The sequence below is a fragment of the Streptomyces sp. WAC07094 genome (assembly GCF_036320405.1).
Lineage (GTDB): Bacteria > Actinomycetota > Actinomycetes > Streptomycetales > Streptomycetaceae > Streptomyces > Streptomyces lannensis.
On the sequence record NZ_JAVMJZ010000001.1, the window covers coordinates 1,319,921 to 1,332,760 of the forward strand.

Annotated in this window: 13 protein-coding genes and 1 pseudogene; 6 read left to right on the forward strand and 8 right to left on the reverse strand. The window is 72.8% G+C overall.

The features are described 5' to 3' along the window. Nucleotides 1-10: 10 nt before the first annotated feature. Nucleotides 11-664, reverse strand: a complete 654-nt coding sequence (locus RCR19_RS05910) for a methyltransferase domain-containing protein (RefSeq protein ID WP_331264127.1) — start codon at nucleotides 662-664, stop codon at nucleotides 11-13. A 368-nt stretch (nucleotides 665-1,032) separates the two neighbouring features. Here RCR19_RS05910 and RCR19_RS05915 point away from each other — a divergent pair, with 368 nt between their 5' ends. After that, the gene (locus RCR19_RS05915) at nucleotides 1,033-2,478 is read left to right on the forward strand and encodes a glycosyltransferase family 4 protein (RefSeq protein WP_331264128.1); all 1,446 of its coding nucleotides are present in this window, start codon (nucleotides 1,033-1,035) and stop codon (nucleotides 2,476-2,478) included. A 64-nt stretch (nucleotides 2,479-2,542) separates the two neighbouring features. On the opposite strand, the gene RCR19_RS05920 is transcribed toward RCR19_RS05915, so the two are convergent. From RCR19_RS05920 to RCR19_RS05930, 3 genes are all read right to left on the reverse strand, one after another. Then, complete coding sequence (locus RCR19_RS05920) at nucleotides 2,543-2,893, reverse strand: VOC family protein (protein ID WP_331264129.1); 351 nt, start codon at nucleotides 2,891-2,893, stop codon at nucleotides 2,543-2,545. A gap of 50 nt (nucleotides 2,894-2,943) precedes the next feature. Then, nucleotides 2,944-3,354 carry a VOC family protein gene (locus RCR19_RS05925; protein ID WP_331264130.1) on the reverse strand — a complete coding sequence of 137 codons (411 nt, stop codon included), beginning with the start codon at nucleotides 3,352-3,354 and terminating at the stop codon, nucleotides 2,944-2,946. Nucleotides 3,355-3,469: 115 nt separating this feature from the next. Next, the gene (locus tag RCR19_RS05930) at nucleotides 3,470-4,075 is read right to left on the reverse strand and encodes a TetR/AcrR family transcriptional regulator (RefSeq protein ID WP_331264131.1); all 606 of its coding nucleotides are present in this window, start codon (nucleotides 4,073-4,075) and stop codon (nucleotides 3,470-3,472) included. Nucleotides 4,076-4,186: 111 nt separating this feature from the next. Between RCR19_RS05930 and RCR19_RS05935 the strand changes: the two genes are divergently transcribed. Further along, on the forward strand, nucleotides 4,187-5,059 hold the full coding sequence (locus RCR19_RS05935; RefSeq protein ID WP_331264132.1) for an NAD(P)-dependent oxidoreductase: 873 nt from the start codon (nucleotides 4,187-4,189) through the stop codon (nucleotides 5,057-5,059). Here RCR19_RS05935 and RCR19_RS05940 read toward each other — a convergent pair. Then, on the reverse strand, nucleotides 5,056-5,505 hold the full coding sequence (locus RCR19_RS05940; protein ID WP_331264133.1) for a PPOX class F420-dependent oxidoreductase: 450 nt from the start codon (nucleotides 5,503-5,505) through the stop codon (nucleotides 5,056-5,058). The genes RCR19_RS05935 and RCR19_RS05940 overlap by 4 nt on opposite strands. 76 nt (nucleotides 5,506-5,581) lie before the next feature. Here RCR19_RS05940 and RCR19_RS05945 point away from each other — a divergent pair, with 76 nt between their 5' ends. From RCR19_RS05945 to RCR19_RS05955, 3 genes are all read left to right on the forward strand, one after another. Then, nucleotides 5,582-6,160: a TetR/AcrR family transcriptional regulator gene (locus RCR19_RS05945; protein WP_331264134.1), complete on the forward strand. Its 579-nt coding sequence runs from the start codon at nucleotides 5,582-5,584 to the stop codon at nucleotides 6,158-6,160. Continuing rightward, a complete protein-coding gene (locus RCR19_RS05950) occupies nucleotides 6,157-7,530 on the forward strand; it encodes an MFS transporter (RefSeq protein WP_331264135.1) in 1,374 nt (457 codons plus the stop codon). Before RCR19_RS05945 ends, RCR19_RS05950 begins: the two co-directional genes overlap by 4 nt. 64 nt (nucleotides 7,531-7,594) lie before the next feature. Continuing rightward, nucleotides 7,595-8,821 carry a serine hydrolase domain-containing protein gene (locus tag RCR19_RS05955; protein WP_331264136.1) on the forward strand — a complete coding sequence of 409 codons (1,227 nt, stop codon included), beginning with the start codon at nucleotides 7,595-7,597 and terminating at the stop codon, nucleotides 8,819-8,821. 101 nt (nucleotides 8,822-8,922) lie between these two features. On the opposite strand, the gene ribA is transcribed toward RCR19_RS05955, so the two are convergent. Beyond that, the gene (ribA, locus tag RCR19_RS05960) at nucleotides 8,923-9,609 is read right to left on the reverse strand and encodes a GTP cyclohydrolase II (RefSeq protein WP_331264137.1); all 687 of its coding nucleotides are present in this window, start codon (nucleotides 9,607-9,609) and stop codon (nucleotides 8,923-8,925) included. 111 nt (nucleotides 9,610-9,720) lie between these two features. Here ribA and RCR19_RS05965 point away from each other — a divergent pair, with 111 nt between their 5' ends. After that, the gene (locus RCR19_RS05965; RefSeq protein ID WP_331264138.1) at nucleotides 9,721-10,524 is read left to right on the forward strand and encodes a creatininase family protein; all 804 of its coding nucleotides are present in this window, start codon (nucleotides 9,721-9,723) and stop codon (nucleotides 10,522-10,524) included. A gap of 362 nt (nucleotides 10,525-10,886) precedes the next feature. Here RCR19_RS05965 and RCR19_RS05970 read toward each other — a convergent pair. Both RCR19_RS05970 and RCR19_RS05975 read right to left on the reverse strand, forming a co-directional pair. Next, nucleotides 10,887-11,912 (reverse strand): annotated as a pseudogene (locus RCR19_RS05970) (lysylphosphatidylglycerol synthase transmembrane domain-containing protein); the annotation flags it as partial. Beyond that, nucleotides 11,909-12,838, reverse strand: coding sequence for a class I SAM-dependent methyltransferase (locus RCR19_RS05975; protein ID WP_331264139.1), 930 nt, complete (start codon nucleotides 12,836-12,838; stop codon nucleotides 11,909-11,911). The gene RCR19_RS05975 and the pseudogene RCR19_RS05970, both read right to left, overlap by 4 nt. Between the last annotated feature and the right edge of the window lie 2 nt (nucleotides 12,839-12,840).

Below are 12,840 nucleotides of genomic sequence, written 5' to 3' on the forward strand. Positions count from 1 at the left end.
CACCGGCCGGTCAGGGGTGCCGGCGGACCCTCGTGAAGACATGGAAGCCGACGGTGTTCTCCCGGAATCCGTAAGGGAGGAAGTGGCGGTGCCGCAGACCGAGCGGCTCGAGGGCCGCGCGGTACGCGGCGGCGGGCCGGTACACAAGACCGTCGCCGCGTACGGCCCGCTCCCCCAGGTCCGCGTCGGTGACGATCAGTCGGCCGCCCGGCCGCACCAGCGAGGCGAGGTTGCACAGCGCCGCAGCCCAGGCATCCTCGTCGAGGACGTGGAAGAGGACGTCGAGGCAGAGCACCACGTCGTAGGGCCGGGGGCTGCGCCAGCCACTGAGTTCGGCGACGGCGTAACGCGGGCCGCCGCCTTCGCCACGGGCCTGCGCGACGGCCGCGGAACTGACGTCGAAGGCGTCGACCCGGTGGCCACCCCGGGCCAGTGCACGCGCGAACCAGCCCCTGCCGCAGCCCGCGTCCAGTACCGAGAGCGGTGTGCGGGGGCCGGCCGGAGCGCCGATGACGGCGAGGAGCCGGCCCAGTCGCAGGGCGCGGAAGAGTTCGCCGCCCGACCGGTCGAATCCGGTTGTCCGGCCGCCGGCCGCGGGGTCGTCCTGCGCGCGGTGGCGGGCGTCCCCGTAGGGGCGGATGCATTCCTGCGTGCTCTCGGTCATGGTGCTCCAGCCGACGGAGGATGACGGCGGTGACGCCCCGGGATCGGTCCCGTCAACGCGGCGTACCCGGTCGGAGACGGCGGCAGCGGGGGCTCGGTGTGCGAAGGACCGGCTCCGCCGCCTGGGACCGCCGTGCACCCACCGAGATGTACAGCCGTCCCGCACTCCGAACCCGATACGTGACGCCCGCGTCCGTCGTGATGCGGTGCCGAGCGCCGTCCTGTGCGCCCGTCTTGGGGAGCGGATGCCGGTGCGCCTGTCGTGCGCCGGTCGCGCGGATGCGTCGGGGCCGGCCCCCCGCGCCCGCCATCCGGGTGGACGCCGACCCATGTTGCCTCGTCGTCACCGGGGCGATCTAGCCTGATGCCATGTCCCGTCGCCCGGTGCGCGCACTCACCCTTGCCGTTTCGGTGGCCTGGGCCGAGTTGCGGCACAACCCGTTGCGGGCGGCCCTGCTCGCCGTACGCCTGCTGCCCGCCCCCGTCCGCCGCGCGCTGCGGCCGCTGGAGGCCCGTCTCCTGGCCGCGCCGACCGGGATGTCGGACGAGTCCTGTCCCGCACGCGTACCCGCTCCCCCCGGGCGTGCGATTCTGCCCGTGCGCGGGCGGGTGCTGCACCTGGTCGTTCGCGGGGTGCCGCATGAGCAGGAGGCCCCGGCCCTGCGCACCCAGGAACTGACTCGCGCCCAGTCCGCGGCGGGGCTGGATCCCCACGTGGTGACGCGGATCGGCTTCCCGGTGACACAGGGGGTGTTCGACGCCCGGCCGCTGCACCTGCTCGAGGGCGTGCCCCAGCACCGGCTGCTGCCGAGATGGCTGCCGTACGGCCCCGGACCGGTGCTGGCGCGCAACACGGAGCTGGCCGCGCGGCTCGTCGAGCGGGTGCGCCCCTCGGTGCTGCACGCGTCCGGCGATCACGGCGACGGCCGGGTGGCGCTGGCCCTGCGTGAGACGTACGGCCTTCCCGTGGTCTACGAGGTGCGCGTGTTCCGCGAGGAGAGCTGGCTCGCCGAGGCGCGCGGGCGCTCCCGCGGCGACGCGGCGTACCGCGCACGCCGCGAGTTGGAGACGTACTGCATGCGTGAGTCCGATGCGGTGCTGACACCGGGCGAGGCCATGAAGGAGGAGATCGTCTCGCGCGGGGTGCCCAAGGAGCGGGTGCACGTCGTGCCGCACGCCGTCGATCCGCTCTTCCTGGAGCCGCTGCCGGACGGCGGCCCCCTGCGCGCCCGCCTCGGCATCGGCCCCGAGGAGTACGTCATCGGCACGGTCGGCGGCCTGACCCGTCACGAGGGCATCGGCACACTGTTGGAGGCCGGTGCCGAACTGCGCCGCCGGGGTGTGCCGTTGCGGCTGCTGGTGGTCGGCGACGGTCCGGAGCGGCGTGCGCTCCAGGAGCTTGCCGGGCGGCTCGGCCTCGGGGACGGAACGGCCCTGTTCACCGGCCGGGTTCCGCTCCAGCAGGTGCGGAACCACCACGCCGTGCTCGATGTCTTCGCGGTGCCGCGCACCGACGAGCGCGTCTGCCATCTGGTGACCCCTCTCGAGCCGGTCGAGGCGATGGCGAGCGGTCTCCCCGTCGTAGCGAGTGATGTCCCGGCCATGCGAGAACTGGTCGAATCCGGGGTGAATGGACGACTAATACCGTCGAAATCCCCTCTGGCCTGGGCAGAGGCGCTCGAACTGCTGCTCGAGGACCCAAGGACGCGGGACGCCTGGGGAGCCGCCGGCCGGGCGCTCGTCACCCGCGAGCGCACCTGGGCGCGGGTCGCCGCCACGACCCGTGACACCTACCGCGCGCTCGGATGCCTGTGACCCGTCCGGCCATGCGTCCGGCGTCCGCGCGCGGTGCACGTGCTCGTCCGTGAGCACGCGGGGGTCAAAGACTGTGCGCCACAGGGTGGAGCGGCTCGTACAGACCGATGTCGCTCCCTCCCGGAAGCCGGACACCGGTGACCCGGCCCCAGCGCGCCTCGCTCACCCCGCGTGTGAACTCGACTCCTTTCGAGGCGAGTTCGGACATCGTGGTGTCGAGGTCGTCGCACATCAGCATCAGTTGATGCTCGGGCTCGCCCTCGGCCGGATGGAAGGCGACCTCGGCCGGCGGGGCCTTGAAGACGAGCCAGCCGTGCCCGGCGTCGACGTGCGCCCAGCCGAGGACGTCGCGGAAGAAGAGCCGGTCGGCCTCGGCGTCGCGGGAGTAGATCACCATGTGCGCCCCATTGATCACGTGCGGAGGCTAGCGGCAACCACGGGACGCCCCGGTACGGCGCGCCGTGCTCAGGCGTTGGACCAGGACCGCCGGCACAGCACCAGTCGATAGCCGTCCGGGTCCTCGATCGTGACGCCCCATTCGTTCCAGTACGGGTTCGGCGAGAGGACGCGCTTGCCGCCGTGCTCCTCCAGCCGCGCCACCAGCTCCTCCGGCACCGGCTCGTCGAGGTACACGACGAGAAGGTCCTCCTCCGTGGGACGGGGCATGACGGGACGGGCCGCCTCGTGGACGAGTTCGAGATGCCAGGAGGCCTCCGGCCTGCCGACCATCAGCAGGTCGTGCTCGCCCGGATCCGTGCCGCCTTGGGCGCGGTACACCACCGACAGCCCGAACCCCGCGACCCAGAAGCGTTCGGCCGCTGCCAGGTCCTTGGAGGGACGGGCGATCCTGATGTGACGGTGACCGCCGACAGGCATGGGGGATCTCCTTCTGGACGGGACGAACGGGGAACGGGCCCGTTCGGCAGCCTAGGAGGGGGTTGATCACCGGACCATCGGGCGTCCGCCCTGCGTCTCGGGGCCTAGGACCTCATCAGCCGCCCGGCGACGGCCGTTGCACACCGGCGTCGAGCAGTGGCCCGAGTTCCCGTGCCACGGTCGTCAGGGCGCGCTCGTCGCGTTCGGTACGGGCGATCAGCAAGGCGCCCTCCAGTGCGCTGATCATGAGCGTGGCGAGCGACTCGGCCCGCTCCGCCGGGACCCCCATGACCGTCAGCGCCTCGCCCACCGGGCGCGTCCAGCGCGCGAACGCGTCCGCGGCGGCCCCCCGGGTGGAGTCCGTGGACTGCGCACAGTCCACGGTCGCCGCGGCGACCGGGCAGCCTCCCTCGAACCCGGACGCCCGGTACTCGTCCGTCCACTGCCGTACCATCTCGGCGAACAGCCCGCTCGGCGTGGGTTCGGACAGTGCCGCGAGGAAGCGCGCCACACGCCCGGCCGCGTACCGGCCGGCCCAGGCCACCGCCTCGTTGACGAGTTGCTCCTTGCCACCCGGGAAGTAGTGCTGAAGCGAGCCGCGCGGGGCGCCCGCGTGCGCGGCCACCTCGCGCATTCCGGTCGCGGTGACGCCGTCGCGCCGGATCAACTGGGCCGCGCTGAAGACCATCCGCTCGCGCGGGCCCCGCTCGGATACCGCCATCGCCGACCTCCCGACTCACCGCGGCTCATTCGCCCCACCCTATGACCGCCGTCATAGGACTCGCTACTATGACGGCTGTCATAGCGGCACCTCCATGGAGGGCGGTCCATCGTGCACGTCGGCTTCATCGGTCTCGGGGTCATGGGGCAGCCCATGGCTCTCCGGCTGGTCCGCTCCGGCACACCACTGATCGTCTGGAACCGCACGGCGGCCCGCACCGAGCCGCTGCGCGCGGCAGGGGCAGAGACGGCGACGGACCCGGCCGAGGTCTTCGCCAAGGCCGATGTCGTGATCCTCATGCTGGCGGACGACCACGCGATCGACGCCACCCTGGGCCGCGGCACCGCCGGCTTCGCGGCCCGGGTGGCCGGACGCGTCGTCGTCCACATGGGGACGACCTCTCCGGGCTACTCCCGCGGCCTGGAGGCGGAGGTCCGAGCGGCCGGCGGGCGGTACGTCGAGGCGCCGGTCTCCGGTTCCCGGGTGCCCGCGGAGAACGGGCAGTTGGTGGCGATGCTCGCCGGGGACGACGCCGCGGTGGACCTCGTACGGCCATTGCTCGCCCCGCTGTGCCGCGAGACCTTCGTCTGCGGCCCCGCCCCGAGCGCCCTGCTGATGAAGCTCTCGGTCAATCTGTTTCTGATCACGCTGGTGACCGGGCTCTCGGAGGCCTATCACTTCGCGGACCGCAACGGCCTGGACCGGCGCCTGTTCCTGGACGTGCTGGACGCCGGCCCGATGGCCAGCGGCGTCTCCAGGATGAAGGCCCCCAAGCTGCACGCGCGCGACTTCGCGGTGCAGGCGGCGGTCCACGACGTCCTGAAGAACAACCGGCTGATCGCCGAGACCGCCCGCACGACGGGCGTGGCCTCGCCGCTGCTGGACGTCTGCCACGCCCTGTTCGAGGAGACCGTGACACTGGGGCACGGCGGTGAGGACATGGTGGCCGTCCTGCGGGCGATCGAGGCCCGCACCGCGGGCTAGCCCTCGTTGCCTCCCTCGGGGATGCCGTACGCGCGCTCCACGCGCAGCTTCAGCACCAGACGGCGGTCGTGGACCATGGCGGCGCGGTAGTCGTCCCAGTCCGGATGCTCGCCCGCGACGTCCCGGTAGAGCCGGACGAGTTCCTCGACCGTCTCGTCGTAGGGGTCCTGGGCGACCGGCGTGAGGTCGGCCGTGCCCTCGGCGACCGTGTAGGCCCATCGGTCGCCGCTGGTCACGTGGTACGAGGCCCGCGGGTCCCGGCGCAGGTTGCGGGTCTTGGCGCGGTCGTCCGTCAGCGAGACACGGATGACACGGTCCTTCGGATCGTAGGTGTGGGTCACGTTCGACAACTGGGGCCGGCCGTCGCGTTTGAGGGTGACCAGCACCCCGCCGTGGCTCTCGGCGAGCAGTGCGAGCAGCGCGTTCTGGGTGGCGTCCTGAGTCATACCCCGAACAACTCACGCGGCCGAGTCCCGCATTCCCACGTAGACACTGTCTATCAGCGTCTGGTAGACAGTGTCTATGGCTGATCCGGAGACGGGCCTGCGGGCCCGGCTGATCGATGTCGGTGTCGACCTGGTCAGCACCGAGGGCGTCCAGGCACTGACCCTGCGGGAGATCGCCCGGCGGGCGGGGGTCTCGCACGGCGCCCCCCGCCGCTACTTCCCCACCCATCTGGAGCTGCTGTCGGCCATCGCCCGCCGTGGCTTCACCGACCTCGCGGGCCGGGCGGCCGAGGTGAGGGGCGACGGCGCGGCGAGCCCCAGGGAACAGCTCGCCGCCCTCGGCCGCGTCTATCTGGACTTCGCGCTCACCCACCGCGGGATGCACGAGCTGATGTTCCGTCACGACCTGCTGGAGAGCGGCCATCTGGGGCTGCGCGAGACCAGTCTCCCGCTGTTCTCCCTGCTGGTGGACCTGGTGGGCCGAGCGCGGCCGGACGCCGACGCGGCGCTCGTCGCGGGCTCCCTGCTGGCCAATCTGCACGGCATCGCACAGTTGTGGACCTGGGGCAGTCTCCCGCTCGCCACGGGGGCCGACGACGTCGTGCCGCTGCTCCGGACCGCCCTGGAGGCACACCTCGGGCCGGGCGGCCGGTGAGGGCCCAGCGCGCCACCACGCTCGCGGCAAGCGTCGTCGGCGCCGTCGTCGTCGCCCTCGACGGCACGGTGCTCACCGTCGCGCAGCCCACCCTGCAACGGGATCTGCACGCTTCTTTGACGCAGGTGCAGTGGACGAGCACCGGCTATCTCATCGCGGTGTCGAGCCTGTTGGTGTTCGCCGGCCGGCTCGGGGACCGCCACGGCCACCGGCGCATGTTCGCCCTCGGCATGCTCGGCTTCGGCGCGGCGTCGGCCGGGATCGCGGTGGCGCCGGACATCGGCTGGGTGATCGGACTGCGTGCGCTCCAGGGGGCCTTCGGCGCCCTGCTGCAACCGGCGACGCTCGGCATGCTGCGGGCCGCATATCCGCCGGAGCGTCTGAGCATGCCGATCGCGCTGCGCACCGGCGCGATCGCCCTGGCGGCCGCGGCGGGTCCCCTGGTCGGCGGCGCTCTGGTCGCCCCGTTCGGGTGGCGGGCCGTCTTCTTCCTCAATGTCGCCCCTGCTCTGGTCATGGGCGTGCTCGTCGGATGCGCCCGCGCCCCGGAGCAACGGCCCTCGTCCCGCCCGCCACTGGACCTCCTGGGCGCCGCTCTGCTCGCGACGGCCCTGATGTGCCTCGTGTACGCGCTCACCGCGGGCGCGGACTCCGGCCGGCCCGTGATGTCCGCCCCGGCCCTGCTCGGCAGCGCGGTGGCCGCCTTGATGTTCGTACGGCACGAACGGCGCACCACGGGCCCGCTGCTGCCCCCGGACGTCCTCGGCCGGCCGGGGGTGGGCCCCGCGCTCGCGCTGCTCGTGGCCGCGTCGGCGGCGATGCTGGGAGCGATGTTCGTCAGCAGTTACGTCCTGCAGGACGAGTTGGGCCTCGACCCGTTGCGGACCGCGCTGCGAGCCCTGCCGGGACCCGTGGCGATGGTGCTGGCGGCGCCCACGGCGGCCGTCCTCATGCGCCGCTGCGGTCCGCGCCGCACCGCCGGGACCGCGGCGGCGCTCCTGGGCGTGGGCGTACTCCTTCTGTCCCGGCTCTCGCAGGCATTGCCGGCCCTCTGGACGGGAATGGGATTCCTGCTCGTGGGTGCCGGATTCGGCACGGTGATGGTGACGGCGACGGCGGTGGTCGTACGAGAGGCGTCCGTCACCTCGGCCGGGGTGGCCGGCGGTCTGCAGCAGACCGCGCTGAACATCGGGCCCACGGTGGGCGTCGCCGTTGCCGGCACGCTGATGACGTGCACGAACGCGGCGTCCGGGCCCACCCTCGCGGCCCTCGCCTGTGTGTCCCTGCTCGGCGTGCCACCGGCCCTGCGACTGCCCGGCCGGTCCGAAACCCCGGTGGGCACCGGAGAGGGATCGCCCGCGGCCGGGTAGCCGACCATGAAATGTTGGAACCGGAAGTCCCGGTACAGCACCCGGGGGAGACCGGAGGAGAACGATGGGACACCTGCGGCAAGAGGCGGAGCCGGAGGACGTGGGTCTGGACCCGAAGGCGCTGGCCCGTCTGGACCAGCACTTCGCCCATGAGGTCGACGACGGACGGCTGCCCGGCTTTCTCGTGGCCGTCTCCCGGCACGGCCGCACGGCCCACCTCACCACGTACGGGTATCGCGACGTCCGGGCCGGGCTTCCGGTCGAGACCGACACCTTGTGGCGGATGTACTCGATGACCAAGCCGGTCACCTCGGTCGCCGCGCTGATCCTCATGGAGGAGGGCCGCTTCGGGCTGGACACGCCCGTCGCCGACGTCCTCCCGGCCTTCGCCCGTCCGCGGGTCTACGTCGGGGGATCCGGCGCGGCGGTACGGACCCGGCCCGCCGAAGGACCGATCCTGGTTCGCCACCTGCTCACCCACACGGCGGGGCTGACCTTCGGCTTCTACCACTCGCACCCCGTCGACGCCCTGTACCGGGAGGCGGGCATCGAGACGTCGGTGGTATCCGGCGCGACCCTGGCGGAGACGTGCGAGGTGTACGCGCGACTGCCGCTTCAGTTCGAACCGGGCACGCAGTGGAACTACTCCGTGGCGACGAACGTGCTCGGGCGGCTCGTCGAGGTGGTGGCGGGCCGGGACCTGGACGACTTCTTCGCCGAACGGATCTTCGCCCCGCTCGGCATGACGGACGCCGGCCTGTGCGTCACCGGGGCACAGACGCCGCGGCTCGCGGAGCTGTACGGCGAGACCGAGGACGGTGGCATCGCACCGATCCCGGGACTGCCCCTGCGCGGCCGACCCCGCTTCCTGTCCGGCAGCGGCGGCATGGTGGCGACGGCGCACGACTACCACCGCTTCATGGAGTTCCTCCGTCGCGGCGGCGAACTGGACGGCGTCCGTCTGCTGAGTTCCGAGACGGTCGCCACGATGACCTCGAACCACCTTCCCGGCGACGCCGACATGCTCACCTACGGCAGCCGCGGTCACCGCGACCCCGGCAAGGCGGGCCTCGGCTTCGGCCTCGGGGTGTCCGTCGTCACGGAACCCGAACTGACCAGGTCCCCCGAGGCACTCGGCACGTTCGGCTGGAGCGGGGTGGCCACCACGACCTTCTGGGTGGACCCTCGCAACGATCTGACCGTGCAGTTCCTGACCCAGCTCAGACCGACGGGCTCGCACTCCGTCTACCCGGAGCTGAAGCGGCTCGTGCACGAGGCCCTGACCGGCTGACGCCCGCACGGCCGCGGCCGTCCGGCCGTGACGCACCGTGCGCCGGGGACCCCCGGGATGCGGGCGCGGCGGCCGGCGCCGGACGGCCGCCGCGTGCCCGCTCACGACGAGTGCACCACCGCGTCCAGGTGCGGCAGGTAGTGGTCGAGCCGCTCCCGCTTGGTGCGCAGGTAGGTGATGTTGTTCTCGCACGGCGGTATCAGCAGCGACACCTGCTTGTCGACCTTGATGCCGTGCCGCAGCAACGCCTCTCGCTTGCGCGGGTTGTTGGAGAGCAGACGCACCGACCGCACCCCGAGATCGTGGAGGATCTCGGCCGCCACCCGGTAGTCGCGCGCATCCACCGGCAGGCCCAGGGCGAGGTTCGCCTCCACCGTGTCCAGGCCCTCGGACTGGAGCTTCATCGCGCGCAACTTCCCGAGCAGGCCGATGCCGCGGCCCTCGTGGCCGCGCAGATAGACGACGATGCCCCGGCCCTCGGCGACGATCTCCCGCAGAGCGGTGGAGAGTTGGGGACCGCACTCGCAGTGCGTCGACCCGAAGGCGTCCCCGGTCAGGCACTCCGAGTGGAGGCGGACCAGCATCCCCTTCTCCTCGATATCGCCGTACACCAGCGCCACTTGTTCCTCGCCGCGGTCGTGATCGAGATAGCCGACGGCCTGGAAATCACCGTATTTGGTGGGCAGGGGGGCGTTCACGACTCGGGTGACCCCGGTGGGGGCGTTGGCGATTCGGGTGACTCCCGAGGGGTGGGCATTCCCGCCGAGCACGCCGTCAATGTCTGTCATGATCTGTTCCTATCTGGTAAGCGCAGGCGGTACGAGACGAAAGGCCGTGAAAAAATGAGCGGTTCGGGAACTGCGGACACTGCTGGGTCGTCGCCGACGGGAGACGCGGCCGTGCCCGGACCGCCGCCCGTGCACACCACCGGGGTGTTGCCCTCGGACACCTCGCAGGACGTTCGGACGCGGGCGGCCGGTCCGGGCCGCCAGGTCGCCGTTCTGCCCGTGGGCAGTTTCGAACAGCACGGCCCCTGCCTTCCCCTGGCCACCGACACGCTGGTGGCCTGCGCGATCGCCCGTGAGATCGCCGCAGCGCATCCGGTTCACCTCCTTCCTCCGGTGACGATCTCCTGCTCCCACGAACACGCGGCCTGGCCGGGAACCGTGAGCATCTCCTCCGTCACTCTCCACGCGGTGGTGCGGGACATCGCCGAATCGCTCCGTCGCTCGGGCGTCGAGGCCCTGGTACTGGTCAACGGCCACGGCGGGAACTACGTCCTCGGCAATGTCGTCCAGGAATCCGTGGGCAGCGGTGTTCGGATGGCGCTTTTCCCGGCCCCGGAGGACTGGGACGAGGCCCGTGATCGGGCCGGTGTGCGCACTTCGCTGCTCAGCGACATGCATGCCGGGGAAATCGAGACCTCCATTCTTCTGCACTGCCATCCCGAATTGGTCAGGCCCGGTTACGAGTCCACCGATTTCATCGCCGACGACCGTAGGCATCTGCTTACCCTCGGTATGTCGGCCTATACCGAGTCCGGCGTCATCGGGCGCCCTTCACTCGCCTCGGCGGACAAGGGGAAGCGGTTGCTCGCCGCCCTCAGCGACTCCTTCGAGGCGTGTTTCTCCCTGGTCGCCTCGGACGAGGCCGACGGCGGCGCCCCGGATTCGGCCGACTCCACGCCGGGGCACGCCTCCTGACGCTCGATCAGCAGCTCCGCCCGCGACGCGGGAGGCGAACGAGGGTAGGGGAGGTACGGCACGGGGGCACGGAGCGCGTGGGGGGTACGCTCCGTGCCGCCCGTCCCCGTCCCCGCCGCGGGTGCCTCTTCCCCACCCGCGGCAAGAGCGTGCGAGCCGCCGTCGGCGTGCTCACCACCCGTGGGGACGACGGGCTCGCCGGCCGGCGCCGCGGTCCGCCCGCTGCCGTCGGCGGGCTCCGGTGCCGTCCCGGTCCGGGGGCTCCGCAGGCCCGCGTACGACCGGGCGAGCAGCACCGGGATGCCCGGCAGGCTCGCGACGAAGCTGAGGACGCCGTACACCACCGCGACGGTCAGACCCGTCTCCGCACCCAGCCCGGCCGCGCCGAAGGCCCAGGCCGTTACACCCTCCCGAGGGCCCCAGCCACCGACGTTCAGCGGAAGCCCCATGGCGATGAGCGCGAGCAGGGCCAGCGGCAGCAGCGTGACCGGGGATGCCTGCGATCCGGCGACCCGCGCCGCCACCCAGAACATCAGCAGATGACCGGCCAGCACGACGACGGACGAGGTCAGGACAGCCGGCCAACTACCGCGCGTCAGCAGGGCGTTCCGTGCCTCGCCGAGGGCGGCGCCGAGCGCGCGGCGCCGCCGCGGGGGGCGGGGCGCCCGGCCCATCCGTACGGCCGCCACGACCGCAAGGGCGCCGACGGCGGCGAGTACGAGCAGGCCCGCGAGATGGCGGGCCTGGACGAGCACCGGCGAGGGCAGCGTCAGCAGGACCGGCACACCGACGGCGACGAGCGCCACCTGTCCCGCGGTCCGCTCCAGGACGACGGCACGGACGCCGCGTCCGACGTCACCGGCGCTCTGCCCGTGCCGCACGGCGCGGTGCACGTCGCCGAGCACACCGCCCGGGAGCGCCGCGTTGAGGAACAGCGCGCGGTAGTAGTCGGCGACGGCTGCGCCGAGCGGCAGCCGGATGTCGAGCGCGCGGGCGACACGGCACCAGCGCCAGGCGCTGAACACGGTCGTGAGCACGCCGATCCCGAGCCCGGCGAGCAGTGTGGGGCCGTCGATGCGCCGCAGCCCGTCGAGGAACACCCCGGTACCGAGCCGCCACAGCAGCACACCGAGGATGACGGCCCCGGCGACCGTGCCCAGGTGCGGGCGCAGAGCCCGGAGCACACCACGGCGTGCGGGCGGCGCCACGTCCGTCGCCGGGCCCGCGACGGGTACGCGCGACGGGGCCGGGGCGAAGGCGGGTGCCGCGCCCCGCGCCTTTCCGGGCCCGGACGTCACAGGGTGGACATCCGAGGGCAGAACCGCGGTGACCGCGGCCTGTCGTGCCCCCTCCGCCGCCTCCACCGGGGCGATGGTCCGAGGCGTCATCCCGCCCCTCCCGTGGGCCGCGGCAGGACGAGCATGTCGCTGTGCTGCACCGTCACGCGCAGTTCGCCCGACGCGGCCGCGGCCGACCGGTCCCGCAGATACGTATCGGCTCGGGCCTCGAGGTCCGGCCGCTGCTCCACGGCGGCGCCGACCCAGCCGCGCAGCCACTCCCGCGTCAGTTCGGACTGCCCGGCACCGAGCCGCCAGGGGCTCGGCCGTGTCAGCACACTCGCTCCCAGCCGCTCGAAGACCTCACGGGCCACCTCGACCGCGTCGGGGCCGAGCAGGTCGCCGCGGCGCTGGTGCGCGTTGAACGCGTCGGCGATCTCCCGGTCCATCGGGTGCCCGGGGGTGAGTTCCACGCTGCCGACGACCGACAGGGTCAGCAGCGCCGGACAGCCGGCACCCACGACGGCGGCGGCGAGCGTGTCGATCTCCTCGGCGGTGAGGACGTCGAGCAGCGCGGAGGCGGTCACCAGCGAGGCGCCGGTGAGGGCGTCGGGAGTGAGCCGTCCGATGTCACCGCGCTGCGTGGTGACGGTCACCCGGCTGCCGTCGGCGGCCGCCCGGGGTGCGCCCACCGTGGCGAAGTGGAGGAGGTAGGGGTCGCGGTCGTGCAGGACCCAGTGCTGGGCGCCGTCGATGCGCGGGGCGAGCCAGCGGCCCATCGATCCGGTACCGCAGCCCAGGTCGTGCACCACCAGACCGGTGGCGCGCCCGGGTCGGTTCGCGAGCCGGATCCGCAGGGGATCCAGCAGATCATGGGCGCGCGCCGCGGCGTCGGCCGGCTCGCGCAACTGGAGCCACTGCGGGGCGTATCGGGGCACCTCGAACTCATCCGGGCCGCCGGACGCGGGGTCGGGTTCGGTCTGCGGGACGCCGAAGGACGCCGAGGGCAGCTGGGGACCGCCGGGAGTCGTGCTCATGG

Excerpts from the sequence above, each read along its gene's own strand:
- RCR19_RS05910 (WP_331264127.1), bottom strand. The coding sequence starts at position 664 with ATGACCGAGAGCACGCAGGAATGCATCCGCCCCTACGGGGACGCCCGC.
- RCR19_RS05915 (WP_331264128.1), top strand. The coding sequence starts at position 1,033 with ATGTCCCGTCGCCCGGTGCGCGCACTCACCCTTGCCGTTTCGGTGGCC.
- RCR19_RS05925 (WP_331264130.1), bottom strand. The coding sequence starts at position 3,354 with ATGCCTGTCGGCGGTCACCGTCACATCAGGATCGCCCGTCCCTCCAAG.
- RCR19_RS05930 (WP_331264131.1), bottom strand. The coding sequence starts at position 4,075 with ATGGCGGTATCCGAGCGGGGCCCGCGCGAGCGGATGGTCTTCAGCGCG.
- RCR19_RS05940 (WP_331264133.1), bottom strand. The coding sequence starts at position 5,505 with ATGACTCAGGACGCCACCCAGAACGCGCTGCTCGCACTGCTCGCCGAG.
- RCR19_RS05945 (WP_331264134.1), top strand. The coding sequence starts at position 5,582 with ATGGCTGATCCGGAGACGGGCCTGCGGGCCCGGCTGATCGATGTCGGT.
- RCR19_RS05955 (WP_331264136.1), top strand. The coding sequence starts at position 7,595 with ATGGGACACCTGCGGCAAGAGGCGGAGCCGGAGGACGTGGGTCTGGAC.
- ribA (WP_331264137.1), bottom strand. The coding sequence starts at position 9,609 with ATGACAGACATTGACGGCGTGCTCGGCGGGAATGCCCACCCCTCGGGA.
- RCR19_RS05975 (WP_331264139.1), bottom strand. The coding sequence starts at position 12,838 with ATGAGCACGACTCCCGGCGGTCCCCAGCTGCCCTCGGCGTCCTTCGGC.